General features: G+C 74.7%; 26 protein-coding genes and 1 pseudogene. 16 read left to right on the top strand and 11 right to left on the bottom strand.

Features of this window, described 5'->3' with window-relative positions:
- The first annotated feature begins 37 nt into the window (after positions 1-37).
- Together OHA72_RS17520 and OHA72_RS17515 are read left to right on the top strand one after the other, a co-directional pair.
- Positions 38-1,093 (top strand): sensor histidine kinase, encoded by a 1,056-nt coding sequence (locus OHA72_RS17520; RefSeq protein WP_327008885.1) that lies wholly within the window; start codon positions 38-40, stop codon positions 1,091-1,093.
- Positions 1,090-1,749, top strand: coding sequence for a response regulator (locus OHA72_RS17515; RefSeq protein ID WP_327008884.1), 660 nt, complete (start codon positions 1,090-1,092; stop codon positions 1,747-1,749). The genes OHA72_RS17520 and OHA72_RS17515 overlap by 4 nt, the downstream gene beginning before the upstream one ends.
- Positions 1,750-1,834: 85 nt before the next feature.
- On the opposite strand, the gene OHA72_RS17510 is transcribed toward OHA72_RS17515, so the two are convergent.
- The 4 genes from OHA72_RS17510 to OHA72_RS17495 all read right to left on the bottom strand — a co-directional run bounded on the left by OHA72_RS17510 (position 1,835) and on the right by OHA72_RS17495 (position 5,376).
- A complete protein-coding gene (locus OHA72_RS17510; protein ID WP_327008883.1) occupies positions 1,835-2,812 on the bottom strand; it encodes a DUF1996 domain-containing protein in 978 nt (325 codons plus the stop codon).
- A 68-nt stretch (positions 2,813-2,880) separates the two neighbouring features.
- Positions 2,881-3,519 carry a LuxR C-terminal-related transcriptional regulator gene (locus OHA72_RS17505; protein ID WP_327008882.1) on the bottom strand — a complete coding sequence of 213 codons (639 nt, stop codon included), beginning with the start codon at positions 3,517-3,519 and terminating at the stop codon, positions 2,881-2,883.
- 67 nt (positions 3,520-3,586) lie between these two features.
- Positions 3,587-4,744: a sensor histidine kinase gene (locus OHA72_RS17500; protein ID WP_327008881.1), complete on the bottom strand. Its 1,158-nt coding sequence runs from the start codon at positions 4,742-4,744 to the stop codon at positions 3,587-3,589.
- The gene (locus OHA72_RS17495; protein WP_327008880.1) at positions 4,744-5,376 is read right to left on the bottom strand and encodes a hypothetical protein; all 633 of its coding nucleotides are present in this window, start codon (positions 5,374-5,376) and stop codon (positions 4,744-4,746) included. Before OHA72_RS17495 ends, OHA72_RS17500 begins: the two co-directional genes overlap by 1 nt.
- Before the next feature lie 188 nt (positions 5,377-5,564).
- Between OHA72_RS17495 and argS the strand changes: the two genes are divergently transcribed.
- Complete coding sequence (gene argS / locus OHA72_RS17490) at positions 5,565-7,271, top strand: arginine--tRNA ligase (RefSeq protein WP_327008879.1); 1,707 nt, start codon at positions 5,565-5,567, stop codon at positions 7,269-7,271.
- Positions 7,272-7,349: 78 nt separating this feature from the next.
- Positions 7,350-8,639: a glycosyltransferase gene (locus tag OHA72_RS17485; RefSeq protein WP_327008878.1), complete on the top strand. Its 1,290-nt coding sequence runs from the start codon at positions 7,350-7,352 to the stop codon at positions 8,637-8,639.
- 16 nt (positions 8,640-8,655) lie between these two features.
- Here OHA72_RS17485 and OHA72_RS17480 read toward each other — a convergent pair whose 3' ends face one another.
- Positions 8,656-10,602 carry a glycosyltransferase gene (locus OHA72_RS17480; RefSeq protein ID WP_327008877.1) on the bottom strand — a complete coding sequence of 649 codons (1,947 nt, stop codon included), beginning with the start codon at positions 10,600-10,602 and terminating at the stop codon, positions 8,656-8,658.
- A 103-nt stretch (positions 10,603-10,705) separates the two neighbouring features.
- Complete coding sequence (locus OHA72_RS17475; RefSeq protein ID WP_327008876.1) at positions 10,706-11,782, bottom strand: glycosyltransferase family 4 protein; 1,077 nt, start codon at positions 11,780-11,782, stop codon at positions 10,706-10,708.
- A 196-nt stretch (positions 11,783-11,978) separates the two neighbouring features.
- Here OHA72_RS17475 and OHA72_RS17470 point away from each other — a divergent pair, with 196 nt between their 5' ends.
- The 9 genes from OHA72_RS17470 to OHA72_RS17430 all read left to right on the top strand — a co-directional run bounded on the left by OHA72_RS17470 (position 11,979) and on the right by OHA72_RS17430 (position 18,477).
- The gene (locus OHA72_RS17470) at positions 11,979-12,401 is read left to right on the top strand and encodes a hypothetical protein (protein ID WP_327008875.1); all 423 of its coding nucleotides are present in this window, start codon (positions 11,979-11,981) and stop codon (positions 12,399-12,401) included.
- The gene (locus tag OHA72_RS17465) at positions 12,401-12,721 is read left to right on the top strand and encodes a hypothetical protein (protein WP_327008874.1); all 321 of its coding nucleotides are present in this window, start codon (positions 12,401-12,403) and stop codon (positions 12,719-12,721) included. Before OHA72_RS17470 ends, OHA72_RS17465 begins: the two co-directional genes overlap by 1 nt.
- Positions 12,706-13,554 carry a sensor histidine kinase gene (locus tag OHA72_RS17460; RefSeq protein ID WP_327008873.1) on the top strand — a complete coding sequence of 283 codons (849 nt, stop codon included), beginning with the start codon at positions 12,706-12,708 and terminating at the stop codon, positions 13,552-13,554. The genes OHA72_RS17465 and OHA72_RS17460 overlap by 16 nt, the downstream gene beginning before the upstream one ends.
- Entirely contained in the window at positions 13,551-14,156 is a 606-nt protein-coding gene (locus tag OHA72_RS17455; RefSeq protein ID WP_327008872.1) for a response regulator transcription factor, read from the top strand. Before OHA72_RS17460 ends, OHA72_RS17455 begins: the two co-directional genes overlap by 4 nt.
- A 257-nt stretch (positions 14,157-14,413) precedes the next feature.
- Entirely contained in the window at positions 14,414-15,826 is a 1,413-nt protein-coding gene (locus OHA72_RS17450; protein WP_327008871.1) for a DUF1996 domain-containing protein, read from the top strand.
- A gap of 85 nt (positions 15,827-15,911) precedes the next feature.
- The gene (locus tag OHA72_RS17445) at positions 15,912-16,349 is read left to right on the top strand and encodes a hypothetical protein (protein ID WP_327008870.1); all 438 of its coding nucleotides are present in this window, start codon (positions 15,912-15,914) and stop codon (positions 16,347-16,349) included.
- Entirely contained in the window at positions 16,244-17,071 is an 828-nt protein-coding gene (locus OHA72_RS17440) for a sensor histidine kinase (RefSeq protein ID WP_327008869.1), read from the top strand. The genes OHA72_RS17445 and OHA72_RS17440 overlap by 106 nt, the downstream gene beginning before the upstream one ends.
- Positions 17,072-17,147: 76 nt before the next feature.
- Complete coding sequence (locus tag OHA72_RS17435) at positions 17,148-17,807, top strand: LuxR C-terminal-related transcriptional regulator (protein WP_327008868.1); 660 nt, start codon at positions 17,148-17,150, stop codon at positions 17,805-17,807.
- A 199-nt stretch (positions 17,808-18,006) separates the two neighbouring features.
- A complete protein-coding gene (locus tag OHA72_RS17430; protein WP_327008867.1) occupies positions 18,007-18,477 on the top strand; it encodes a carbohydrate-binding protein in 471 nt (156 codons plus the stop codon).
- A 27-nt stretch (positions 18,478-18,504) separates the two neighbouring features.
- Here the strand turns inward: OHA72_RS17430 and OHA72_RS17425 are convergent, their stop codons facing one another.
- Both OHA72_RS17425 and OHA72_RS17420 read right to left on the bottom strand, forming a co-directional pair.
- The gene (locus OHA72_RS17425) at positions 18,505-19,887 is read right to left on the bottom strand and encodes a DUF1996 domain-containing protein (protein ID WP_327008866.1); all 1,383 of its coding nucleotides are present in this window, start codon (positions 19,885-19,887) and stop codon (positions 18,505-18,507) included.
- Between the two features lie 81 nt (positions 19,888-19,968).
- Positions 19,969-20,391 (bottom strand): MerR family transcriptional regulator, encoded by a 423-nt coding sequence (locus OHA72_RS17420; protein ID WP_327008865.1) that lies wholly within the window; start codon positions 20,389-20,391, stop codon positions 19,969-19,971.
- A gap of 57 nt (positions 20,392-20,448) precedes the next feature.
- Here OHA72_RS17420 and OHA72_RS17415 point away from each other — a divergent pair, with 57 nt between their 5' ends.
- On the top strand, positions 20,449-21,321 hold the full coding sequence (locus OHA72_RS17415; protein WP_327008864.1) for an SDR family NAD(P)-dependent oxidoreductase: 873 nt from the start codon (positions 20,449-20,451) through the stop codon (positions 21,319-21,321).
- 68 nt (positions 21,322-21,389) lie between these two features.
- Here OHA72_RS17415 and OHA72_RS17410 read toward each other — a convergent pair whose 3' ends face one another.
- Both OHA72_RS17410 and OHA72_RS17405 read right to left on the bottom strand, forming a co-directional pair.
- The gene (locus OHA72_RS17410) at positions 21,390-22,037 is read right to left on the bottom strand and encodes a response regulator (RefSeq protein ID WP_327011584.1); all 648 of its coding nucleotides are present in this window, start codon (positions 22,035-22,037) and stop codon (positions 21,390-21,392) included.
- An 11-nt stretch (positions 22,038-22,048) separates the two neighbouring features.
- On the bottom strand, positions 22,049-23,287 hold the full coding sequence (locus OHA72_RS17405) for a sensor histidine kinase (protein WP_327008863.1): 1,239 nt from the start codon (positions 23,285-23,287) through the stop codon (positions 22,049-22,051).
- A gap of 109 nt (positions 23,288-23,396) precedes the next feature.
- Here OHA72_RS17405 and OHA72_RS17400 point away from each other — a divergent pair, with 109 nt between their 5' ends.
- Positions 23,397-24,101: a helix-turn-helix transcriptional regulator gene (locus tag OHA72_RS17400; RefSeq protein WP_327008862.1), complete on the top strand. Its 705-nt coding sequence runs from the start codon at positions 23,397-23,399 to the stop codon at positions 24,099-24,101.
- Positions 24,102-24,159: 58 nt separating this feature from the next.
- Here the strand turns inward: OHA72_RS17400 and OHA72_RS17395 are convergent.
- Positions 24,160-24,360, bottom strand: a pseudogene (locus tag OHA72_RS17395) (transposase); the annotation flags it as partial.
- A 595-nt stretch (positions 24,361-24,955) separates the two neighbouring features.
- On the opposite strand from OHA72_RS17395, the gene OHA72_RS17390 reads away from it, so the two are divergent.
- On the top strand, positions 24,956-25,294 hold the full coding sequence (locus OHA72_RS17390) for a VOC family protein (protein ID WP_327008861.1): 339 nt from the start codon (positions 24,956-24,958) through the stop codon (positions 25,292-25,294).
- The last annotated feature ends 41 nt before the right edge of the window (positions 25,295-25,335 follow it).

Raw genomic sequence — 25,335 nt, 5'->3', positions numbered from 1 at the left:
ACGACCCGGCGCGCTGCCACGCCTAGCGTTCGGCGGCATGACGAAGAAGCAGATGGTCGCCGCGTTCGCCGCGGTCACGTTCATCGCCGTGCTCAGCGGCTCCGGGGACCGCCTCGCCGAGGCGTCGCTGCCCCTGGGCACCTGGCTCGCGATGCTGGTGTGGGCGCAGGTCCGGTGGCCGCTGACCGGTTTGGTCACCGGGATCTGCAGCGTCGTGGCGATGCGGGTCGCCGACCTGACGACGGGCGGCTGGCTGTGGCCGGTGACGCTGCTGTACGTGTCGGTGGTCATCGGCCCGCGGCCGCGGCTGCGGCTGGTCGTCGGCATCGCGGCCCTGCACGCCGTGTGCGCGTTCAACCTGGAGTGGACAGTGCTCCAGCACAGCGCGAGCCGGACGTTCGCCGGCGTCGGCCCGGACGTGCTGTGGCTGACCGCCGCGCTCGCGGTGACCGTGGCGATCGGCAACTGGCGGCGCTGGACGCAGACCGCGTTCCAGCAGCAGCGCGCCGAGATCGACCAGCAACGTACCGAGGAACGGCTGCGGGTCGCGAGGGAGGTGCACGACACGGTGGCGCACACCCTCGCGGTCGTCGGCGTGCACCTCAACGTGGCCGCGGACGCCCTCGACACGGCGCCGGACGAGGCCCGGGCCGCGCTGCGGCTGGCGCAGGACGTGCGGCGCAAGGCGATGGGCGACCTGTCCTCGCTGGTCGGGGTGCTCCGCGACGACCGGCACCCGACCGCCGAGCCGCTCGACCTGGAGGCGCTCGTGGCGCAGGTCAGGGCCGCGGGGCTGGACGCGGAGCTGCACGTCGACGGTGACGGCGCCGCGCTGCCGGTACGCACCGCCGTCGGCCTCATCGTCCGGGAGGCGCTCACCAACACCGTGCGGCACGCCACGGCGCGGTCCGTCACGGTCACCGTCCACTATGGACCGCTGACGGAGGTCACGGTCGCCGACGACGGCACGGGCTCGCAGGCGCCGTTCGGGCACGGGCTGACCGGGATGCGGGAGCGGGTGGAGGCGCTGGGCGGTTCGCTCACCACGAACGGGGCCGGGGGCTTCGCCGTACACGCGACAATCCCGTCATGACCGTGCACGTGCTGCTCGCCGACGACCAGGCGCTCGTCCGCGCCGGATTCAGCAGCCTGCTGCGGCGCACCCGCGACATCACCGTCGCCGGCGAGGCGTCCACCGGCGACGAGGCGGTCCGGGAGGCCCGGCGGCTGCGCCCGGACGTGGTGCTGATGGACATCCGGATGCCGGGCCTGGACGGGATCGCGGCGACCGCGCAGATCGTCGCCGACCGCGACCTCGCCGGCACCCGCGTCGTCATCCTCACCACGTTCGAGACCGACGAGCACGTGTTCGCGGCGCTGCGGGCCGGCGCGAGCGGCTTCCTCACCAAGGAGGTCGAGCCCGACGAGCTGCGCCGCGCGGTGCGGGTCGTGGCGGCCGGGGAGGCGCTGCTGTCGCCGAGCGTGACGGCCCGGGTGATCGGGCAGTTCGCACACCGCCCGGCCGCCGGGCCGTCACCGTCTCAGGGCCGGCTTGCCGCTCTGACCCCGCGGGAGGTCGAGGTGGTCCGCCTGGTCGCCGCCGGGCTGTCCAACGATGAGATCGCCCGGGAACTGTTCATCAGTCCCCTGACCGCGAAGACCCACGTGACGCGGGCCATCGCGAAGCTCGGCGTGCGGGACCGGGTGCAGCTGGTGATCCTCGCCCATGCCGAAGGATTGGTGCCCTAGGGCTTGAGTGCGGCGCGCAGCGTCGCATGGGGGGGTGTGGGGTGGGAACCCCCCACGGAACCGCCGGCGAAGCCGCCGGAGCCAGTTACGGCTTGTGCTGGTCGATCCCGAAGCCGTTGCACTGTCTGCCGCCGTTGATGCAGTGGGCCACGAGGGCGGCCTGGCGGGGTGCGTCCCAGCCGTTCATGAAGTCGTAGTGGAACGACGAGCCGTTGCCGGACGAGTACGCGAGGCCGGACGTGTTGCCGCCGGGCAGCTTGTACGGGACCTTCATCTCGAACATCGGCAGCGGCACCGGGTTCCCCGCCGGGCAGACCCCGCCGACCGGCCACACCACGTGCGACTTGTGGTCGGCGCTGTCCAGGCTCCGGCCGTCCCAGCAGCTCGGCGCCTGCATCCGCACGATCAGCGACGACCCAGACGGGCACGACGGCGGGATGGCCTTGCCGAGGTAGTCCCCGCAGTTCCAGGTGCCGCTGAACTGCGCGGCGTCCTGCAGCCGCATGTCGCCGACGATGAGCCGGAACCCGGCCGGGAACGGCTGCACCGTCCGGTAGTCCTTGACCCCGGACTTGTAGTAGATCGTGACCTTCTCCGGCTTCACGACGACGCCGTTCTGGGTCAGGGTCGGGAACCAGTAGGACGACGCGTCGAGGGTGTCCTCGCACGAGGTCTTCCCGCGCAGCAGGCTCTGCGGCGTGGACGTGGCGTTCGCGCCCGGGTTGCCGACGAACGTGTGGTTGTGCGCGGCGCCCGCGAGCCCGGGGAAGACGATCGGGTCGTCGCTGAGGCGGTGCGTCTCGGTGCAGTTGGCGTGGAACTCGCGGTACTGCGCCTGCGGTGGCTTGTCGGTGAACGTCTTGACCGGCGAGACGGTCGCGGTCGGCACGGGGACCGCCTGCGACGGGGTGGCCGACGGCGACGGCACGGTGCCGGACGGTGCGGCGCCGGACGGTGCGGCCGACGACGGCGCCGGCTGGGAGGTCACGATCGGCCCCTGGTTCGGATCGCATGCGGCCAGGAACAGGCCGGCTGCCAGCAGGAACCCTAAGCGTCTGCGCACGGTTGCGGTGCCTTTCGGATCGACGGTGCCACCCACCGTGCGAACCTATGGCCGCACCGCCCGTGCGGTCATGAGTCGAAAGTCCCAGCGCCCCACCGGAGCACCGCCTCGGTGCGGCTGCCGACCTGGAGCTTGGCGAACGCGTGGTACAGGTGGTTCTTCACCGTCTTCTCGGTGAGCCGCAGCCGCTCGGCGATCGCCGCGTTGGACAGCCCGTCGCAGAGCAGGTCGAGCACCTCACGCTCGCGGTCGGTGAGGCCGAACCCGTCCCGAGCCAGGCGGCGGGAGCCCTGCTCGCGCAGCGCCGACGTGGCCACCGACGCCGCGACCGGCGACAGCCAGCCCTGCCCGGCGGCGACGGCCAGGACCGCGCGGAGCAGGTCCGGCGGGTCGAAGTGGCCGTGCACCAGGTAGCCACGGGCACCGCCGCGCAGCATCGAGGCGATGACACCGGCGCTCGCGTCGCTGGTGAGGGCGAGCACCGCGGTGTGCCGGGCCAGTTCGTCCACGATGGACAGCCCGTCGGCGATCGGCATGCGGTAGTCGAGGAGGGTCACGTCGGGGCGGTGCCGCAGCGCGAGGATGAGCGCGTCGCGGCCGTTGCCGGCCTCCCCCACGACCCGCACGTCGTCGCTGAGGTCGAGCACGCCGCGCAGCGAGTCGCGCACGATCGGGTTGTCGTCCACGATGAGCACCGACGTCGTCATGCCGTCACCTCCGCCGTGCTCCGGACCGGTCCGGTCATGCTGCCACCTCCGCCGCGCTCCCGCCCGGTCATGCGACCTCCAAGGGGGTGACCGCCACGATCTCGGTGCCGCCGCCCGGCACCGCGGACACCCGCAGGGAACCGCCGACGTTGCGGGCGCGTTCGGCCATGCCGACGATGCCGAGGTGCCCGTCGGCCTGCAGGTCGGCCAGGTCGCGCGGAACGAAACCGCGGCCGTCGTCGCGGACCCTGACCTCCAGGCGGCCGCGGGCGGCGCGGACCACGACGTCGACACGGCCCGCGCCGGCGTGCCGGGCCACGTTCTGCAGCGCCTCGGCGAGGATGCGGACCATCTCGTAGCGGACCTCGACCCCGGGCTCGACCGGCTGGGCGTCGACCCGCACCGGGATCCGCGAACGGTCCGACCAGTCGTGGGCGGTGACCCGGACCGCCTCGGCGAAGCCCAGGTCGAGCTGGTCGATGCGCAGGCCCTCGAGCAGCTGCCGGGCCTCCCGCGCGGCGGCCTCCGCACCGCGGGAGACGGTGCCGGCCAGCTGCTCGGCGAGGGCCGGGTGGCGGCGCAGCGACTGCGGCAGGGCCAGTGCGGCGAAGGACACCCCGCGCAGCGTCTTGGCGACCGAGTCGTGCAGCTCCCGGGCGAGGCGGGCCCGCTCGGAGGCGGCCGCCGAGCGCTGCGCCGCGGCGATCACCTCGACGGCGAGGTCCAGGTGCCGTTGCAGGGCGGTGGTCGCGGCGGCGGCGCCGATCCCGGCGAGCACGCTGATCGTCGGGAACGCGACGATGAACGCCGCCACGTCCGGCGGTGGGTCGTTGGCGCGCAGGACCGCGCCCGCGGCGGCGAACCCGAGGGCCGTCTGCGCCGCCCACAGCGGCAGCGCCCGCATGCCGAGCAGCGCGCCGCCCAGCGCCGCGGAACCGGCGACGTAGCAGAAGAACGCCATCCCGCCCCGGCTGAGCAGGAGCACCGCGACGGCGACCGCGAGGTCCGCGGCGAGCGCCGGCCACGGGTGGCGGGTCACCGCCGGCCAGCGCGTCAGGACGCTCACCTCCGCGACGGTGCCGGCGGCGACGGTCACGACGACGGCCAGGATCCGCCACCAGTCCTCGACGAGCAGCAGCCCCGCGCCGGCGGCGGTGCACGCGATCGCGGCCCGGCCCAGCAGCACGGCGCGGGCGATGGCGGCGGGCGCGGCTCGTGGGTCCATCAGCGCAACTGCAGGTCGTCGACGAAGAAGCGGTACGCGTTGGGCAGCATGTCCGTCGCGACGACCAGGTCGACGCGGCGCACCGGCCGCCCGGGAGCGACCTCGCGCAGGTCGACCTCGAACGGGGTCCACACGTCGACCGGCGCGGTCAGCACGACGGGTTCGGTGCCGGCCGGCGCCGCCGTCGCGGACACCGTGACCCGCAGGACCGTGCCGTGGACCCGGCCGCCGTAGACGCGGAACGTGAGGCGGGTCGCGGTGACCGGCCCGGCGGCGACGAAGGCGACGGAGGCCGTCTTCTCCTTCGGCTCGACCCGCAGCGCGACCTGGTCGGTGCCGGGCACGACGCCGTTGGTGACCACCTTCACGCCGGTGCTCTGCACCGTCCAGCCGGTGCCGACGGCGGCGCCGTAGACGGTGCACGCCGGGCGGCCGCTGCCACCGGTGCCGCACGGCGGCACGGACGGCGACAACGACGGCGACGGCCCCGCCGGGGACGAGGGCGGGGCCGGGGACGAGGGCGGCGCCGGGGACGACGCGAACGACGGAACGGCCACGTCCGGGGCCGGCGCGCGTGGCAGCAGCAGCGGTGGCACACCGACCGTCACCAGGCCGATGGCGACCGCCAGCAAGCTCCACCTGGCCCGTCGCGAGAATATGCGGCCGACCCTACTGGAAATCGCTTGCCGCGAGCCCGCGGTCCCCGGGTACGGTGGGCGGACCATGATGATGACGACGACTGCGGGTTCGCGACGACGACGGTGACCACACCGCCGTGCGTCCCTTCCTTCCCGCTCCGTCATCTCCTCTGGAGTCCACGATGGTCGTTCCGTCCTTCGCCGCCCTGCTCACCGACCGGTTCGCCGCTGCCCTGCCCGAGCCCGGCTTCGACCCGCAGGTCCGCCTGTCGGAGCACGCCGACCTGCAGGCCGACGGCATCCTCGGCCTCGCCCGGGCCCTCGGCCGCAACCCACGGCAGCTGGCGTCCGAGGTCGCCGGGCGGCTCGCGGGCACCGACGGCCTGATCGCGGACCGGCAGGTCGCCGGGCCCGGGTTCGTCAACGTCACGCTGAGCGGCGCGGCGCTGCTCGGCCGGGTCGCGGAGCGGCTCGCCGACCCTCGGCTCGGGCTCGGCGAGCCTCAGGCGGGCGTGCGGACCGTGCTGGACTACTCGCACCCGAACGTGGCGAAGGAGATGCACGTCGGGCACCTGCGCTCGACGATCATCGGCGACGCCCTCGCCCGGGTCCTGACCCACCTCGGCGGCACCGTCGTGCGGCAGAACCACATCGGCGACTGGGGCACCCAGTACGGGATGCTCATCCAGTACCTGGCGGAGCACCCGGCGGACACGTCGGCGCTGACCGTGCGGTACAAGACGGCCTATGCGCTCTTCGGCAGTGACCCGGCGTTCGCGGAGCGCAGCCGGCGGCGGGTGGTGGCGCTGCAGGGCGGCGACCCGGACAGTCTCGCCGCCTGGCGGGCGATGGTCGAGGAGTCGGCCCGCTACTTCTCCGAGGTGTACGACCGGCTCGGCGTCCTGCTGACCGGCGCCGACACCGCCGGTGAGAGCAGCTACAACCCGATGCTGACCGGTGTGGCCGAGGACCTGGAGCGGCTCGGCGTCGCCCGGATCAGCGACGGCGCCCTGTGCGTGTTCGGAGCGCATGACGCCGACGCCGCCCCGCTCATCGTGCGCAAGAGCGACGGCGGGTTCGGCTATCCGGCCACGGACCTGGCGGCGGTGCGGCACCGGGTCGCGGTCCTGCACGCCGACCGGATCGTCTACGTCGTCGACGCGCGGCAGGCGCCGCACTTCCGGATGGTGTTCGACGCGGCACGGCGGGCCGGCTGGCTGCCGCCGCGGGTCGAGGCGGTGCACGCCGCGTTCGGGATGGTGCTGGGCGCGGACGGGCGGCCGTTCAAAACCCGGTCCGGTGACACGGCCCCGCTCGTCGGGCTGCTCACCGAGGCCGTCGAGCGGGCCACGGCGGTCGTCGCGGCGAAGAACCCGCGGCTCGGGGCGGCGGAACTGGCGGCGCGGGGGCGCGACGTCGGGATCGGCGCGGTGAAGTACGCCGACCTGTCCACCAGCCGGACCCGTGACTACCTGTACGACCCGGACCGGATGATGGCGCTGACCGGCAACACCGGCGTGTACCTGCAGTACGCGCACGCCCGGCTGTGCTCGATCCTGGCGAAGGCCGGCGACCCCGCGGCGACGGCGGCGGCAGCGGCGGTGACGGTCACCGGCGTGCCGCTGCACGACGCCGAGCGGGCGCTGATCCTGCGGCTGGACGGGTTCGGCGACGTGCTCGCCGGCGTGGCCGGGCACTGCGAGCCGCACCGGCTGTGCACCTACCTCTACGACCTGGCGCAGACGGTCACCGCGTTCTACGAACGCTGCCAGGTGCTCAAGGCGCCGCAGCCCGTGCGGGACAACCGGATCGCGGTGTGCGCGCTGACCGCACGGACCCTGTCGACCGGCCTCGGCCTCCTGGGGATCGCCGCTCCGCAACGCCTGTGAATTCTCCGAAACCTACAGTTCACCGGAGGAAGCCCCTTTCACCCTGCCAGATCGGGCATGTCGGGTGATGATGTGCCGGTGACGAGCGAACTGCGCGTGATGTCGATCTATGAAGGGTTCTTCTCGGGCGGCGCCCGTGCCCTGCACAGCGCCGTCGTCGCCGGTCTGCACACCGGCGGCAGCCACCGCCATTCGGTGCTGAGCATCTACGGTGCGATGCACCGCGAGACGATCCTGCAGCGGATGGAGGACGACGCCTCCTACCGCGCGCTGACCGCCGCGGGCGTCACGGTCACCTCGCTCCGCCGGCGGGTCGGCGGCACAAGCGTCGGCGGCACCGGAGCCGGCGGCACCAGGGCCGGCGGTACCAGGGCCGGCGGTACCAGGGCCGGCGGCGGGATCGGCGGCACCGGGGGCGGCGGCGCCCGCAGGACGTTCAGCGCCGCCGAGGTCGCGACCGCCGCCGTGCACGCCGAGCGGGCCGACATCGTGCTGACGCTCAAGGAACAGCCGCTGCGGCTGGTCAACCGGCCCGAATTCCCGCACCGGCCGGTGATCGTGTGCCTGCACCGCTCCGACCCGGAGCACCAGGACGGCGCCCTCGCCGACCTCAGGGCCGCCGTCGCCGGCGGCCGCATCGCCGCCGCGATCTGCTGCGCCGAGTCGGCCCGCACCGCCTACGAGGCTGCCGGCATCCCCTCCGGCCTGCTGCGGGTCATCCCCAACGGCGTGGATCTGTCCCGGTTCCGGCCCGTGCCGGTCGGCCGCCGCGCCGCCGTGCGCCGCGCCGTCGGGGTGCCGGTGAAGGCGACCGTGGTGACGCTCGCCGCCCGGTACGACCCGATGAAGGACGTGCCGCTGTTCCTGCGCGCCGCCCGGGCCTTCCTCAGGCGTGCCCCGTCCGGTCACGTCCTGCTGTGCGGCGCCGGCATGAGCACCGCCAACGCCGAGCTGTGCGGGCGGCTCACGGACGTCTTCGCCGAGGAGCCGCGCCTGCTGAGCCGGGTGCACCTGCTGGGCATCCGCCGCGACATGGAGGCCGTCTACGCCGCGTCCGACGTGGTGGCGCTGACGTCGGTGCGGGGTGAGGCGGCCCCGCTGTGCCTGATCGAGGGCGCCATGTGCGGCGCGGTCCCCGTCACCACCGACGTCGGTGACTCCGCCGACCTGGTCGCCGGGCACGGTCTGGTGACGTCCCGCGACCCGGACGCGATCGGCGCCGCCTGGGCCGAGGCCGCGCGGCGGCGTGAGGAGCTCGGCCCGGCGCTGCTGCGCAGCCGCGGGCGGTTCTCGCAGACGCGGATGATCGCCTCCTACGCCGCACTCATCGAGCACGTGCACCGCGACGCCGGCGTCAGGGCCCGCTGAGGCGGGCGGCCGCCGGTCAGTCGTAGAGGGCCGCGCCGTTGAGCCGGTGCCGCACGACCTCGACGCACTGCCGCGGGGTGGCGTTGAGCCAGCCGAGCAGCGCGTAGCCGAACCGGCGGCGGCGCAACTGGTCGGGGAACCGCAGCGCGGCGTACTGCTCGCGGCGCAGGAAGCGGCGCTGCGCGACGGTGAGCCGGTCGCGGTACTTGTCGCGGTAGCCGGCCAGCCCCGACGCCCGCCCGGCACCGGACGGGTGGCCGCCGGTGCGGTACTGCACGACGAGCCGTTCCGGCACCACCGCGTACCGCAGCCCGAGGTCGAGGGCCCGCACGAACAGGTCGAGGTCGTTGTTGACCGGCAGCGTGGCGTCGAACCCGCCGAGCCGCCGGAACGCCTCGGCGCGCACGACGAAATTGCTGCCGGTGAGGCCCGGGTTGCGGTGCAGCCAGTCGCCGGGGGTCACGACCGCCGGCAGCGAGCCACCGGGACGGCGGTGCCCGGCGCGGCAACGCCACGTCCACGCCGCCGCGAAGTCCACTGTGGACTGCGCGGCGGGCCCGAGCTCGGCGGTGCACCGGGCCAGGAACGTGGGGTGCCACGTGTCGTCGTCGTCGAGGAACGCGAGCAGCGGCGTCGCGGCGAGCGCGGCGCCCAGGTTGCGGGAGGCGCCGGCCGTGCAGGACCAGGACCGCACGTATCCGACCCGGCCGTCGAACCGGTCCACGACGGGCCGGGCCGAGCCGGTGTCGTCCACGACGATGACCGACGCGGGCGGCAGGGTCTGCGCGAGCACCGAGCGCAGCGCCCGTGGCAGCAGCTCCGGCCGGTCGTGGGTGGGCACCACGCAGGTGACCGCCGGCTCCGGCGGCGCCGCCGCTTCAGGCACTGCCGGCTCCGACGAGGTCGGCGGCCGGTCGCGGGCAACCGTGCACGGCGGCCGGGACGGCAGCGGCGGCGGCGCGCCAGGGGCGGCCCAGGCGGTCGTCGCGGTGGCGGTCGGCGGCGCGGGCGGCCCGGTACAGCCGCACGTACAGCGCCGGCGCCGCCCGGATGAGCAGCACGCCCGCGGCGAGCACCGGCTGCCGGTGCCGCAGCGCCGTCCAGGCGTCGCGGGGGCGCAGGTCGCGGCCGGCGGCGCGGACGGCCTCCACGCGGCGACGGACAGTTCCCCCGCCGCCGAGCGGGCCGCGGCGCCGGCGACGCCGAGCGCGCCGGCACGGAGGCGGAAGTGCAGCCGCGCGGCGGGCGACCCGGCGCCGGCCAGGACGAACAGCGCCTCGTCGACGGCGGCGGCCCGGTCGGCGACCCGCGGGTCGAAGCCGGCGACGGGGCGCCGGAGGTGGAAGTACGCGGGGCCGGCGACGTACGCGACGGTGCTCGCCCGCAGCAGCAGCCACGCCATGACGGCGACGTCCTCGTGCCGCGGGCCGAGCGGGAACGTCAGCCCGTCCAGCAGGCCGCGGCGGATGAGCTTGTTCGTCACGCCCGCACGGATCCGCCGGTACAGGAACTCCTCGACGGCCTGCGGGCCGGTCCACACGACGCCGGTGGCGCGGCGGGGCAGCGGCGGGCCGGTGACGCCGTCCTCGGTGACCGGCACGGTCCCGGCCACGACGATGTCGGCGTCCGGCGCGGCCGAGGTGAGCGCGGCGAGGAGCCCCGGGTCGACCCAGTCCTCGCCGCCGACGAACCAGACGTAGTCGCCGGTGGCGGCGGCCAGGCCCGTGTTGCGGGCCGCGGACGGGCCGCGCGGCGCGTCGTGGTGCAGCACCGTGGCCGGGAACGGCGCGTCGCGCAGCAGCGGCTCCACGGCGGCGGACCCGCCGGTGGAGGCGTCGTCGACGACGATCAGCTCGACGCCGACACCGTCGGGGATCCGTGTGGCGAGCACCGAGGCGAGGGCGCGTCCGGCGTGCCGGGCGGCGTGATGGACGGGCATGATGACGCTGACCGTGACACTCACCGGCGGGTCACCTCCGTGGAGACGTGATGGCGGCACCGAAGGTGCCCCTGACCTGGAACAACGATCCGCGCCGGAGCCGAGATGCGCGGTTCGCCGGAAATGTTCAGCCGACCCTGGTGAGGGGCGGCGACGGGATCGGGCCGAGGACCCGCGCGTAGGCGTCGGCGAGGGCGGCGGCCTGGGCCTGCGGGGTGTGCCGGGCCGCGAACGCCTCCTGCAGCCGCGGCCGGCCGGGGCGACCGGTGGTGAGGACCGTGGCGAGCTCCGCGGCGACCGCCTCGGCGGTGCCGAGGTCCGGATCCAGGCCGAGGGAGTCCAGCGCGGGGATGCTGCGGGCGACCAGCGGCAGCCCGGCCGCGGCGGCCTCGAGCAGCGGCAGCGGGCAGCTCTCCCAGGCGGCGGTGTGCAGGTAGACGTCGGCGGCGGCGAGGTGGTTGCGCACCTCGGCGGGCGAGCGCCACCCGGTCACGCGGATCCCGGCGGCGCGCAGCGTGGCCTCTGTGCGCGCGTCGCCGCCGCCGACCCATGTCCAGGTGACGCCGGCATGGCCGGCGAGCAGGGCCTTGACCCGCATCAGGAAGCCGGGGTCCTTCTGCGGGCCGACCCGGCCGGCGGTGACGATCGACCCGTCGTGGCGGCGGCCGGGCCGGGCGGTGCGGGCCCTGGTGGTGTTGGGCACGACGACGGCGGCGATGCCCAGCTCCGCGGCGAGGTCCGCCTCGCGGGGGCTGACGCAGACGGCGAGGTCGGTGGAGGCGGCGACGGCCCGCTCGGCGGCGCGCAGCAGGCGCGCGGCGACCGGCGGCACGTCGGTGCGCTCGAAGCTGAAGCAGTGCGGCGTGAACAGGATCGCGGGTCCGGTCGCGGCGCGGGCGCCGGCCGGGATCACGGTCCGCCCGATCAGGCCGGCCCAGGTGCCGTGCAGGTGCACGATGCGCGGCGCGACGGCGGGCAGCGTCTCGCGCAGCGCCCGGGCGAGCCGGACCGGCCCGCCGCCGGCGTCGCGGCTGCCGGCGAACAGGTCCTCGTGCCGGACGGGCACGTCGCTGCCGGCGCGGCGCCGGAACAGCAGGTGATGCTCGAACTGCGGGGTCGACCGGACGAACTCGACGATCGCGGCGGCGGTGCCGCCACCCATCGACTCGGTGACGTGCAGGATGCGCGGGGTCTCTCGCCGCATGTCTCGTCCCTTCCCGCTTGCGGTGCGGCGGACGGCCCACGGGCGGACACGGCGGGCACCTCCACCTGTACGGAACGTATCAGTCGAAATACGGTAAGTAAGGACATGCCACGCGGATCACCCGGGCGGAACGCACGGGTTTCCGATGACAGCACGCACCTGCCCGGCGGCGCCGCGGTCCCGCACCGTCGAGGGCATGACACGAACACTGCACCGGCCCTGGGTCGCCGCCGGCGTCCTCCTCGGCGTCATCGGCCTCACCGACCTCGGCCCCTTCTCCCCCGGCGGGCCGATCACCTGGCTCCTGCCGCTCGTCGCCCTCGGCTACCTCGTCGCCGCGCACCTGCGGGGCGAGCCGGGCGCCGGGGGTGTGCCCCGGTCCGCGCAGCGCCGCCGCCAGCTCGCCGGGGTCGCGCTCTTCACCGCCGTCGCGCTCGCCGCGCTGCTGCTGGACCCCGCCGCCGGCCAGTACGTCCTGGCGGCCGGCTGGGCCGGCCACGCCGCCTGGGACTGGGCCCACCGCGACGGATCGGTCGTGCCACGCTGGTACGTCGACTTCTGCCTGCCGCTGGACCTGCTCGTCGCCGCCTCGCTCGTCGCCGCCGCTAGCATCGGCTGATGGCGATGCTCGCGGCGGACCGGCGGCTGCGCCGGGCCAGGCTCGTCGCGCTGGCCTCGCTCGCCACCGGCGTCGGCGGCAGCCTCCTCGCCCCCGGGTGGCTGGTGCTGCGTGACGCCGCCCTGGTGCCGGTCGCGCTCGCCGGGGTCCTCGCCTTCGCCGCCGGGCACGCGGTCGCGGTGCACGCGGCCCTGACCCCGTGGCTGCCGGAGGCGACCAGGTCGCGGCGGCTGCTGTGGTACGCCGGGACCGCCGCCCTGTCCGTGCCGATGGTCGGTGTCCCCGCCGGCCCGGGCGCCTGGGCGTGGATCGGCGCCTGATCGCCGGCACCGCGCCGCTGCTCGGCCACCGCGGCGCGGCCCTGCTCGCCACCCTCGGGCCCCTGATCGTCGCCGGCGGGCTCGGCTGGTGGCACACCCACGACCCGGTCCCGCCGGTGCTGCTCACCGCGGCCGTCGGCGCCGGCATCGCGCTGATGAGCTGGCTGCAGCTGTGGTTCTGGGACCTGATCGTCGAGCTCGACCAGGGCCGGGCCGCCCAGGCCTCCCTGGCCGCCACCGAGGAGCGGCTGCGCTTCGCCCGCGACGTGCACGACCTGCTCGGCCACAGCCTGACCGTCATCGCGTTGAAGGCGGAGCTCGCCGCCCGGCTCGCCGCCGTCGACCCGGCCCGGGCCGGGCAGGAGGCCGCCGAGGTGCAGCGCCTCGCCGCCGGCGCCCTCACCGACGTCCACGAGGCCGTGCACGGCTACCGGGCCGTCGACCTCGCCGCGCACCTCGCCGACATCGGCCGGCTGCTGCGCTCCTGCGGCGTCGCCTGCACCGTCACGACACGGGGCACGGTGCCGGCGGACCCCGCGGCGCAGCTCGCCGCCGTGCTGCGCGAGGCGACCACCAACGTGCTGCGGCACAGCCGCGCGACCTGGTGCACGATCGACATCGAGGCGGGCCCGTCCGGCGCCACCCTGACCGTCACCAACGACGGCGCCGGCCCGCACGCCGGCGGCGCCGAGCCTGAAAGCGCCGGCGGCACCGGGCCGGAAAGCGCCGGCGGCTCCGGGCTTCGCGGCCTGGCGGAGCGCCTCGCCGGCGTCGGCGGCACCCTCACCCACCGGCGCGACGGCGACCGGTTCGAGCTGCGGGCCACCGCGTGATCAGGGTCCTGCTCGCCGACGACGAGGAGCTGATCCGGGCCGCCCTCGCGGCCCTGCTCGGGCTGGAGCCGGACCTGGACGTGGTCGCGCAGGCCGCCGACGGCAGGGCCGCCGTCGACGCCGCCCTCGCGCACCGGCCCGACGTCGCGGTCGTCGACCTGGGCATGCCGGTCCTCGACGGCCTGCAGGTCACCGCCGAACTGGCCCGCGCGCTCCCGGCGTGCGCCGTGGTCATCCTCACCGGCCGGGGCAGGCCCGCCCACCCGACCCGGGCGCTCACCGCCGGCGCGAAGGGCTTCCTGGTGAAGGGCGCGCCGGGCGGCGCCCTCGCCGACGTGATCCGCCGGGTCCACGGCGGCGGGCGGTACGTCGACCCGGCGCTCGCCGCCGAAGCGCTCGCCGCGCCGTCGTGCCCGCTCACCCCGCGCGAGCTGGAGGTGCTCCGGCTCGCCGAGCACGGCACCCCGGCCGCGGTCATCGCCCGCCGGACCCGGCTGTCCGCCGGCACGGTGCGCAACTACCTGGCCGCCGCGACCCAGAAGCTCGGGGTGACCTCACGGGCCGAGGCGTACCTCCTCGCCCACCGCCACGGCTGGCTGTAACGCCGAAAACTGGAGAGCGCTCTCCATTCCCGTCTGAAGTTCGCCTGAAGTACGCCTGATATATCCGGATACGCACCGGCAGGACGTCGCCACGTATTGACGGACCGGCCATGCGGGCGCAACATTTGGGAGAGCGCTCTCCAACGGGCGCTTCCCGCCACTGGTTCCTCGCCGGCCCGGCGACGCGCGTGACCGCCTCACGCCGTCGTGCACCACCACGGTCCGGCGACGGCGCCCGCCCACACCCTGGGAGCTCCATGAGTACAAGACGGCTCAGAAGAATCCTGGCCCCGATCGGGGTCACCACCGCGGTGGTCGCATCGATGGTTGTCGGCGCGATCCAGCTCACTGCCGCCGACGCCGCCGCACCCACCCTGCTCTCGCTCAACAAGCCGGCCCTCGCGTCCTCGCAGGAGCTCGGCGAGTCGCCGCCGGCCGGCGCGTTCGACAACAACCCCGGCACCCGCTGGGGCAGCCAGTGGAGCGACCCGCAGTGGCTGCGCGTCGACCTCGGCGCCACCGCGACCATCTCCCAGGTCGTCCTGCAGTGGGAGAACGCGTACGGCAAGTCGTTCCAGATCCAGACCTCGCCGGACGGCAACGCCTGGACGAGCATCTACAGCACCACCACCGGCACCGGCGGCACGCAGACGCTCAACGTCAACGGCTCCGGCCGCTACGTGCGGATGTACGGCACGCAGCGCGGCACCGGCTACGGCTACTCGCTGTGGGAGTTCAAGGTCTACGGCGAGTCGACCGGCACCCCGCCGGCGACCACCGGCCCCGGCTGGGTCATGGCACCGAACCCGGTCACCGGCGTCACCCCGTCGACGGCGACCCCGCCGGCGACGAACCCGCCGACGACCCACCACGAGTTCCAGGCGAACTGCTCGGTGAGCCGCAGCAACCTCCCCGACGACCCGATCGTCTTCTTCGGGCTGCCGGGCGCCTCGCACTCGCACACCTTCATGGGCAACACCACCACCAACGCGAACACGACCCTGTCGTCGCTGCAGGCCGGTGGCACCGCCTGCATCACGCCGGGCGACAAGTCCGCGTACTGGATGCCGACCCTGCTCAACAACGGCGTCGCCGTGCAGCCGGTCGACCGCCAGGTCATCTACTACAAGAGCGGCGTGCTCGACTGGCGCAGCGTCCGGCCGTTCCCGCCGGGCCTGCGGTACGTCGTGGGCAGCCCGTCCTCGACGCTCGACCAGTTCCGGACCCACCCCGGCGCGGTCGAGGGCTTCGAGTGCGGTGACCTGACCCGGCAGTGGGACATCCCCGCGAACTGCACCCCGGGCAGCCAGCTCAACGTCCGGTTCCAGGCCCCCGGCTGCTGGGACGGCGTCCACCTGGACTCGCCGGACCACAAGGCGCACATGGCCTACGCGGTCGTCGGGGTCTGCCCGTCGTCGCACCCGGTCGCCATCCCGATGATCGAGTTCAAGATGGCGTGGCCGGTCAGCGGCAACATGTCGGGCGTGCAGTTCTCCAGCGGCCGTGGCTACTCGTTCCACTACGACGTGTACAACGCGTGGGACGTGCCGACCCTGGCCGCGCTGACCACCCATTGCATCGTCGGTGGCCTGCAGTGCAACCCGCGTGGCTACGACCAGTACAAGCCGGACCGGGGCGCTGCGCTCAACGAGAACTACGTCCTGCCGTAACCGGCCGTCGGCGCCCCGTCCGATCATGGGCGGGGCGCCGACTGCTGTCTATGTGACCAGCTCCGAACCGCGTAGAGTCCCGCCCGTGAGGCAGCATGTCGACAGGGTGGTGGCGCCGGCCGCCCTCGGACGTGCGGTGCTGCTCGGCCGGGCGGCCGCCACGCTGACCGCGGGCGCCGCCGGGCTGCGGCTGGTCGCCGACCCCCGCCCGCTGCTGGCCGCCCTGGCCGTCGTCGCCGTGACCACCGCCGCCGGGCTCGCCCTGCTGTCGCGGCACCCGCACGTCGCCGGCCGCCCGGTGCCGGTCCTGGCCGCCGACACCGCCGCCGTGCTCGCCGTCCTCGCCCTCGACGGCGGCGGGGTCACCTTCTACTGCTGCGCGGTCGGCGCGGCGGCGCTCGCCGGGGTCCTCGCCGGATGTGGGCGCTGCTGCCGGCCGCGGCGCACACCGCGCTCGGCTACGCCGTCGCCGCGGCCGTCCTGCCCGCCGGCGCCGACCCGAGGCTCGCCGGCTTCGTGCTGACCTTCCCGATCGCCTGCGTCCTCGCCGCCGCCGGCGCGGCCGTGGCGACCGCGGCGCTGCGCCGCTACGTGGAGCTGTCGGTGCGCGTGGTCGCGTCGGCACAACGGACCGCCGCCGCGTCCGAACGCGCCCGCCTCGCCCGGGAGCTGCACGACTCGGTCACCAAGACGCTGCGCGGGGTGTCCTTCGCCGCACTCGCGCTGCCGCAGTCGCTGCGCCGCCACCCGGCCCTCGCCGAGCAGCTGGCCGGCACCGTCTCCCGCGGTGCGGAGGCCGCCGCGCAGGAGGCCCGCGAGCTCGTCGACGGCCTGCGCCTGGACACCCTCGACGGCGACTTCGCCGACACGGTGGAGGCGATCTGCCGGCAGTGGTCCCGGTCCTACGGGATCCCGGTGCGCCTGGCCACGACCCCTGTGGACCCGCCGGTCGCGGTACGGTACGAGCTGGCGCGGATCCTGCAGGAGGCGCTGCACAACGTCGCCCGGCACGCCGCGGCCGGCCGCACGACCGTCAGCCTGCAACGGGGCGGGCGGCACCTGCTGCTGCGCATCCACGACGACGGGCGCGGCTTCGGGATCCCCGCCGACCTGGCGTCTCTGCGCGCCGCTCAGCACTTCGGGCTCATCGGCATGTACGAGCGGGCCGCGACCGTGGACGGCAGCCTGCACGTCGCGTCGGCGCCGGGCCGCGGCACGACCGTCGAAGTGACGGTGCCCGCGTGACCGGCCAGCGGAGCGTCTCGGGCCGGTCACCAGCAGGGCAGTCTAAGGTCACGCGCCCGGAACGAAGTGAGGACGCATGACCGGGGACCCGATCGGCGTGCTGGTCGTCGACGACAACCCGATCGTGCGGGCGGCGCTGCGGGGGTACCTCGACGGCGTCGACGGCGTGCGGGTCGTCGCCGAGGCCGCGGACGGTCGCGAGGCCGTCGCCCAGGCTCGCGCCCTGCGCCCGCAGGTGACGCTGCTGGACCACCGGATGCCGGTCGCGGACGGGCTGTCGGCGCTGAGCGAGCTGAGCCGGCTCAGCGACGTCCTGGTCATCACCAGCGACGCCGGCCCCGACCTCATCGGCCGGATGCTGCGCGGCGGTGCCCGCGGCTACCTCGTGCACGGCGCGTTCGACCCGGACGAGCTGCGCCGGGCGGTCCTGGCCGTCGCCGCCGGGCACGGCTGGTTGTCGCCGGTCGCGGCGGCGGTCGCCACGGCGGCCGTGCGCGCGCACGCGTCCCGGCAGGACCTCGCCGAGCGGCAGGAGGAGACCCTGGCGCGGTTCCGGCTGACCCGCCGCGAGCGGGACGTGCTCGACCTGCTCGCGGAGGGCCTGTCCAACGCGGCGATCGCGCACCGCCTGCTGCTGACGGAGAAGACGGTGAAGAACCACCTGCAGCACGTCTTCGCCAAGCTGGGGGTCCACGGCCGCATGGAGGCCGTCCTGCTGTGGACCGGCCGCCGGTGACCACCGGGGCCCAGGCGTCCGATGTGGACGGTGGGCGGGAGTGGCCGCGGCGGCTCGGCTGGGCGGCCCTCGCGGTCGCGGTCGGCGCCACGGCGACGTTCGTGCCGCCGCTGGTCCTGCCGGACGGTCGCGGCCTCCCGCCGGCCGCGACCGCCTCGACACCCCGCCGACACCCCCGCCGTCCGGCACCACCACCGCGGTGCCGGTCCCGACGGCGCCGGCCTCGGCGCTGCCACGCACCTCGGCGCCGCCGTCCCCCACCGCGAGGCGCACCCCGTCGAGCCCGCCGGGTTTCGCCGTGATCAGCCTGCACGCGGCCGGCGCGGCCAACCTGCGCAACGGCGCCCGCGTCATCGAGTGCCCCACCTGCGACGGCGGCAGCCGGGTCGGCTACATCGGCGGACCGAACACCCTGGCGATCCGGGTGCCCGACGTGCCGGCCGCCGGCGAGCGGACCCTGACCGTCACGTACGAGACGGCGGAGACCCGCACGTTGCGCGTCGCCGTGAACGACGGCCCGGCGCACACCCTGACGCTCAGCGGCGCCGGCGACTGGCTCATCCCCGCGACCGTGTCGCTGCGCGTGCACCTGCCGGCGGGCACGAGCTGGGTCCGGTTCTTCAACGACGCCGGACCGGCCCCCGACGTCAACCGCATCGAACTGCGCTGACGCGCCTGACGGCGGGGGCCGGGGGCGTCAGAAGGTGCCGGCCGTGTTGCACTTCGCCTTCTGGACGATGCAGTTCTTCACCCGGTGCCCCTGCGCCGCGTTGTCCCAGGCGAAGAACGAGTCACCGTGGAACGACGACGCCATCCCCGACGACAGCGTGAACCCGTCGACGGACCCGGGCGTCGGGTACGCGATGACGAACGACACCGACGGGATCGCCACCGGGAACGCGCCGGAGCACTTCCCGTCGTAGGTGTAGGCGACGTGCCCCTTGTGCGTCGGGCTGTCCAGGTGCACGCCGTCCCAGCAGTCCTGGAACACCAGCTGGAACAGCAGCGAGGCACCGGGGGCGCACCGCGGCCAGTTCCCGTCGGCGCTGCGGCCGACCTCGCCGCCGGGTCCCGCGCAGTAGAACTGGTTGACCGACCCGGCCGGCGTGGGCGCCTGCAGCTTCGCGTCGCCGGCGATCATCCGGAACCCCTGCGGGAACGGCACCGTCTTGCTGGAGTCCGTGAGCCGCGAGCCGTAGTAGACGACGACGGCCTTCGGCTCGACCGCCACGCCGTGCTCGTACAGCGTCGGCACCCAGTACGCGGACAGGTCCGGCGCCGGCGCGCAGCTGGTGCCCGCGTTGGCCAGGAGCGTGTCGGCGGTGCTGTTCGCGTCGGTGCTGCGGTTGCCGATGAAGCTGTGCATGTGCGACGCGCCGGGCAGCCCCGGGAAGACGATCGGGTCGTCCTTGCGGGAGTGGCTGTAGGTGCACGACGCGTTGAACTCCGGGACCCGCACGGCGTTGGCGGGCGCCGGGTCGATGGGCATCGCGTTGAACGCGGCGAGCTGCGCGTTCCACTTGGCCTGGTCGACGTCGACCCAGCCGGTGCCCGAGGGGGTGGCGGACGGCGTGGCGGACGGGGTACCGCTGCCGCCGGCGGTGAACGAGAACCAGTTGATGTTCACGAAGTCGCCGCCGCCCGGGCTGCGCAGCACCGCGAACACCGCCTGCGTCCCCGCGGTCGCGTGGGTGCCGGCCGCGGACAGCGTCGTCCACGCCTGCCAGCCACCGGTCGCCGCGATCGGGAAACTGGCGAGCAGCGGCCCGGTCAGCGACCCGGTCCGCAGCTCGACGGTGCCGTTGCCGGTGGCGGACGCGACCCGCGCGGCGGCGGTCAGCGTCCCGGCGGCGCCGAGGTCGACGCCGTCGAAGCGCATCCAGTCGCCGTTGGCGAGGTATGCGGCGTTCTGCCCGCCGCCGGTGTCGACGGTGGTCTCGACCTGGACGCCGGACTGCGCGGCGAACGCCTCCGCTTGGACGATCAGTGGGGTTGCCGCGTCGGCCATGTTGACCGCGGTGACCGTGACACCGGCGAGCACGGCGGCGAGAACGCCTGCCGCGCGCCTGAATCTGGACATGATGCTCCTCCTGGCGGGGAAGGGGGATTGACCACCTTCCACGCTAGAAGCCGTGCGTGGCTCGCACCTGAGCCCGAATGCTCATGCCCGGGGCCCAATTCCCGTCCACAGGTCGGCGGCGGTGCCGGCGTCGACGTGCTGCTCGTAGGTGGCGACCTTCCCCGCGATCAGCGCGAGGCAGTCGTTGAGCTCGGCCACCTGCCGCTCGATGCGGCACTGATGGGCGCGCAGCAGCTCCAGGCGCTCCTTCTCGTTGCCGGAGCCCGCTTTGACGAGGGCCGCGAAGCGGCGGATCGACTCCAGCGGCATGCCGGAGGCGCGGAACTTCGTGCAGACCTCGAGCCAGTCGAGGTCGGCCTGGCCGTAGACGCGCCGGCCGGTCGCGGTGCGGCGGACCTCGGTGGTGAAGAGCCCTTCCCGCTCGTACAGGCGCAGCGTGTGCACGCTCAGGCCGGTGCGCCCGGCGACCTGGCCGATGCTGAGGTCGTTGCTGGGCTCGGTCATGACGGCGAGGATAGCGCCGTTGACCTAGACCACGGTCTAGGAAATAGCGTCCGCCGTATGACACATCCCACCGCCGACGACGTCCTGCGCGGCGTCGACCTGACCGGCCGGACCGCGATCGTCACCGGCGGCACGTCGGGCATCGGCCTGGAGACCTGCTCGGCGCTCGCCCGCGCCGGCGCCACGGTCGTGGCCGCCACCCGCAACCCTTCGACGGTGGCCGGCATCGATGTCCGCCGGCTCGATCTCGCCGACCTCGACCAGGTGCGTGACTTCGCCGCCGGGTTCGACGCCGTCGACATCCTCATCGCCAACGCCGGCGTCATGGCGTGCCCGCTCACCCGCGTCGGCCCGGGCTGGGAGGCGCAGTTCGCCATCAACCACCTCGGGCACTTCGCGCTCGTGCACCACCTGTGGCCGGCACTGCTGCGCGGGCGGGACGCCAGGGTCGTCGTCGTGTCCTCCAACGCCGTGCCCGACGCCCCGATCCGCTGGGACGACCCGCACTTCACCACCGGCTACGACAAGTGGCAGGCCTACGGCCAGTCGAAGGCCGCCAACGCCCTCTTCGCAGCGCACCTCGATCTGTTGGGTCAGGCGGCGGCCGGTGTACGGGCAAGCTCGACGCACCCGGGCGCGATCCTCACTCCACTGCAGCGGCACCTGACCCGGGACGAGATGCTCGCCGCCGGCTGGATCGACGAGGCGGGACAGGCCGCGCCGTACTTCAAGACCCCGGCACAGGGCGCGGCGACGCAGGTGTGGGCGGCGACGAACGACGCGGCCGCCGGGCGGCACTGCAACGACTGCGCCGTCACGCCGTTCCGCCCGTCCCCGGCCGATGCCTCGCGGCTGTGGGCGCTGTCGGCCTCGCTCACGGGTCTCTCCCCGACGCTCGCGGCTGGGCCCGCGGCCAGGGCTCACGGATAGGCCCGCAGACAGGCCCGCAGACAGGCCCGCAGACAGGCCCGCAGACAGGCCCGCAGACAGGCTCGCAGCTAGGCTCGCAGATAGGTGAGGACGGCCAGCACGCGGCGGTGGCCGTCGTCGGGGCCGGGCAGGTCGAGCTTGGCGAAGATGTTGCCGATGTGCTTGGCGACGGCGGCGTCGCCGACCAGCAGCGTGCGGGCGATCCACGCGTTGGAGCGCCCCTGCGCCATCAGCCCCAGCACCTCCCGCTCGCGGGGGGTGAGCCGCGCGAGGGGATCCGCGGCGCGCTGCCGCGTCAGCAGCTGCCGCACCACGTCCGGGTCGATGACGGTCTCCCCCGCCGCGACCCGCGCGACCGCGTCGGCGAACTCGGCGATGTCACCGACCCGGTCCTTGAGCAGGTAGCCGACCCCGGCCCGCCCGGCCGGCGCGAGCAGCTCCGCGGCGTAGGCGGTCGCGGTGTACTGCGACAGCACCAGCACCGCCGGCTGCGGGTCGCCGGCGCGCAGGGTCAGCGCCGCGCGCAGCCCCTCGTCGGTGTGCGTCGGCGGCATCCGCACGTCGGTGATGACGAGGTCCGGCCGGTGCTCCTCGGCGGCCGCGAGCAGCGCCTCGGCGTCACCGACGGCGGCGGCGACGGTGTGCCCGAACCGCTCCAGAAGGCTCGCCAGGCCCTCCCGCAGCAGGACGGCGTCGTCGGCGAGCACGATCTTCACACCGGCCGACGTCAGGTCAGTCCGCACGGCAGGTCCACCCGCAGGGTCGTCGGTCCGCCCACCGGGCTGGTGACGGTGAACGTGCCGTCCATGACGGCGGTCCGGTCGGCGAGCCCGCGCAGCCCGGTGCCGGCGGCCGGGTCGGCGCCGCCGTCGCCGTCGTCGGTGACCGTCAGCGTGAGCCGCCGCTGCGTCAGCCGCCCGCTCACCGTGACCCTCGATGCGCGGGCGTGCCGGACCGCGTTGGTCAGCGCCTCGCACACGACGAAGTACGCGGTGGTCTCCACCGACGCCGGCAGCCGCCGCGGCAACGGCAGGTCGATGACGACCGGCACCTGGCAGCGCTCGGCGAGCTCACCGACGGCGGCCGGCAGCCCCAGGTCGGTGAGGACCTGCGGGTGGATGCCGTGGATCAGCTCCCGGATCGCGGCCAGGGCCTGCCGCGCCTGCCGCTGCGCGTCGTCGAGCAGCATCCTGCTCTTGTCGCGTCCCCCGTCCCCGTCCACGTCCAGCTCCAGCCGGGCCAGCCCCAGCGTCATCGCGAGCAGCACGAGGTGCTGCTGGGCGCCGTCGTGCAGGTCCCGCTCGATCCTGCGGCGCTCCGCCTCGAACGCGTTGAGCAGCCGCCCCCGCGACCGGGCCAGCTCCTCGACTCTCCGGTTGAGCTCCGCGTCCCGCGGCGCGAGCCACCACCGGGCCAGCGCGGCCTGCGTCCCGGCGACGGCGCACACCGCGTACACCCCGATCAGCGTCGCCGGCACGGCAACCGCCGTCGCGGCGAGCGCCTCACCGCGGCCGTCGATGACGAACCCGCCGAACTGCAACGGCACCCCCGCCGCGACGAACAGCGGCGCCGCCGCCACGATCAGGACGTCGACGAGCAGGCCCAGGCTGATCAGGTCGATGAGCAGCAGCACCGACGACAGCGTCAGCACGTAGCCCAGCTCCCGCCACGTCGCGCCCTCCCCGAGCCGCGCCCGGAACCAGGCGGCGAGCCCCGGCGGCGGCACCGGGTGCGGGCTGGGCACCGGCGCCCGGTCGAGGATCCGCAGCCGCCGCCGCTCCAGCGCGCCGACCGGCAGCCCCAGGAACGCCACCGCCGGCGGGAACAGGATCGCCATCACCAGCGCCATCACCAGCGCCACCCCGACGACGACGCTGCTCAACAGGTACGCCACGCACAGCACCGGCCAGCGCGACAGCAGGAACCGGTGCGGCCGCGCCGCCATCGCCTGCCACACACCCGTCACGCACCGACCATACGGCCGCGGCGCCGCCGGTGAACGGGTGCGGCCTGGAGCCCCGGTGGTAGACCTGGCTCGACCATTTTCTGTCGTACCTCGGGGCTAGTCTGGCCGCGTGAATCGGACGGATCGGTTGTATGCGCTGGTCGAGGAGCTGCGTGCGGTGTCGCCCCGCCCCCGCAGCGCCCGCTGGCTCGCCGCCCGCTTCGAGGTCTCGACCCGCACCATCGAGCGCGACATCGGCGCCCTGCAGGAGTCCGGCGTGCCGATCTGGGTCTCGCTCGGCCGCACCGGCGGCTATGCACTGGACCGTTCCAGGACCCTGCCCCCGCTCAACATCACCCCGGCCGAGGCGGTCGCGATCGCCGTCGCCCTGCACCGCCTCGACGGCACCCCGTTCCACGACGCCGCCCGCACGGCCCTGCACAAGCTCCTGGCCGTCATGCCCGCCGCCGACGTCCACCGCGCCGAGGACCTCGCCGGCCGGATCCACCTGGTCCACGGCGCCGACCCCGGCCCCGCCCCGGTCTCCCCCGTCGTGGTGGAGGCGTTCACGACCGGCCGCGTCCTGGACATCGCCTATGCCGACCGCACCGGCGCCACCACCCGCCGCCACATCGAGCCCGTCGGCTACCTGGGCGGGCCGTCCGGCTGGTATCTGCTGGCATGGTGCCGGCTGCGGGACGGGATGCGCTCGTTTCGCGTCGACCGCATCCACGAGGTGGCCGCCACGCTGGAGGTGGCCGCTCGCCGGCCACTGCCGGACCGCGCCATCGACATTCCCGGTCATCTGGTGACCCGGGTTGCCATCGCTGCCTGATGCTCCCCGCGGTTGTAGCCGCTGGTGGCGGTGTGGTTCATGCGGCGGCGGGCGGTGATGATGGTGTGCAGGGCGGCGTTGAGGGCGCGGTCGCCGCCGCGGTTGCGCCGGTGCCGGGTGACACGTCCGGAACTGGCGGGCGGTGGGCTGGTGCCGGCGAGGGCGGCGAACGCGGCTTCGCTGTGGACGCGGCCGTGGTGGGACCAGGCGTGAGCAGCGTCGCGGCGGTGACCGGTCCGAGGCCGGGCAGGCCGAGCAGGCCGGGGCAGGCCGAGCAGGCCGGGGCAGGCCGAGCAGGCCGGGGCAGGCCGAGCAGGCCGGGGCAGGCCGAGCAGGCCGGGGCAGGCCGAGCAGGCCGGGGCAGGCCGAGCAGGCCGGGGCAGGCCGGCATGGCACACCGGGTCGACGCCGGCCGCGCGGATGGACAGGTCCAGAACGAAGGACACACGTCACCGCGGTTGCATCATGTGTGAGTCACACCCACACGACCGGCATCGAACCTGACGGATCACGAACCCCGGGCACGATCACCATCTCCATAGAAGCGTCCAGCGCCGTCGAGGTCGTCATTCGGTGGTGCCCACACTGTCGCTGGTTCAAAAAAGCCCAAATCGCCCGAACGTCCGCACCGCGCCGGCCCCGCTCATGATCGAAGGACCGGGATGGCTGCCCGGACGGCCACGGCCATCCTTCGATCACGAGCGGACGCGGAGATCGCCGCACCGGTGCCGGCCCCCCGAGTCCAACCGGAAGACGACCGGCGCATCGGCGGGAAACACCGACAGGACGGTGTCGCGGAAGCGGCGCAGGGTGGGCTCCAGTCAACCGGACCCAACCACAAGGAGCGCAACGGGATGAACGGCATCGGCTGGTTCCAGATCGGCGTCAGCGACGCGCAGGCCGCGCACCGGTTCTACGGAGACCTGTTCGGCTGGACGTTCGCCGAGGACGAGGCGTACCAGATGATCACGACACCCGACGAGCAGTCGATCAAGGGCGGGCTTGCGGTGGGGCAGCCGGCGCACGCGGTGTTCTGCGTCGTCGTCGAGGACGTGCCGGGGGTGTGCGGGCGGGCGGAGGCGGCCGGCGGCAAGGTGCTGGTGCCGCCGACCACGAGCGAAGACGGGCTCGTCTTCGCGAACATCACCGACCCTGAGGGCAACCACTTCGGGATCTTCCAGCCGCGGGCGTAGCGGGCAGGGGCACCGGCACGACGGGCGGCACGGTCCGGAAG

The sequence above is a fragment of the Dactylosporangium sp. NBC_01737 genome, from assembly GCF_035963215.1.
In the GTDB taxonomy this organism is placed as follows: Bacteria; Actinomycetota; Actinomycetes; order Mycobacteriales; family Micromonosporaceae; genus Dactylosporangium.
This window is presented reverse-complemented; position numbering and strand designations above follow the sequence as displayed.

Bases quoted from the DNA above. Each gene is read 5' to 3' on its own strand.
- OHA72_RS17415 (WP_327008864.1), top strand. From the start codon at position 20,449: ATGACACATCCCACCGCCGACGACGTCCTGCGCGGCGTCGACCTGACC.
- OHA72_RS17465 (WP_327008874.1), top strand. From the start codon at position 12,401: ATGGCGATGCTCGCGGCGGACCGGCGGCTGCGCCGGGCCAGGCTCGTC.
- OHA72_RS17440 (WP_327008869.1), top strand. From the start codon at position 16,244: ATGTGGGCGCTGCTGCCGGCCGCGGCGCACACCGCGCTCGGCTACGCC.
- OHA72_RS17505 (WP_327008882.1), bottom strand. From the start codon at position 3,519: ATGACGACGTCGGTGCTCATCGTGGACGACAACCCGATCGTGCGCGAC.
- OHA72_RS17435 (WP_327008868.1), top strand. From the start codon at position 17,148: ATGACCGGGGACCCGATCGGCGTGCTGGTCGTCGACGACAACCCGATC.
- OHA72_RS17520 (WP_327008885.1), top strand. From the start codon at position 38: ATGACGAAGAAGCAGATGGTCGCCGCGTTCGCCGCGGTCACGTTCATC.
- OHA72_RS17515 (WP_327008884.1), top strand. From the start codon at position 1,090: ATGACCGTGCACGTGCTGCTCGCCGACGACCAGGCGCTCGTCCGCGCC.
- OHA72_RS17420 (WP_327008865.1), bottom strand. From the start codon at position 20,391: ATGACCGAGCCCAGCAACGACCTCAGCATCGGCCAGGTCGCCGGGCGC.
- OHA72_RS17470 (WP_327008875.1), top strand. From the start codon at position 11,979: ATGACACGAACACTGCACCGGCCCTGGGTCGCCGCCGGCGTCCTCCTC.
- OHA72_RS17425 (WP_327008866.1), bottom strand. From the start codon at position 19,887: ATGTCCAGATTCAGGCGCGCGGCAGGCGTTCTCGCCGCCGTGCTCGCC.
- OHA72_RS17475 (WP_327008876.1), bottom strand. From the start codon at position 11,782: ATGCGGCGAGAGACCCCGCGCATCCTGCACGTCACCGAGTCGATGGGT.
- OHA72_RS17450 (WP_327008871.1), top strand. From the start codon at position 14,414: ATGAGTACAAGACGGCTCAGAAGAATCCTGGCCCCGATCGGGGTCACC.
- OHA72_RS17390 (WP_327008861.1), top strand. From the start codon at position 24,956: ATGAACGGCATCGGCTGGTTCCAGATCGGCGTCAGCGACGCGCAGGCC.
- OHA72_RS17500 (WP_327008881.1), bottom strand. From the start codon at position 4,744: ATGGACCCACGAGCCGCGCCCGCCGCCATCGCCCGCGCCGTGCTGCTG.
- argS (WP_327008879.1), top strand. From the start codon at position 5,565: ATGGTCGTTCCGTCCTTCGCCGCCCTGCTCACCGACCGGTTCGCCGCT.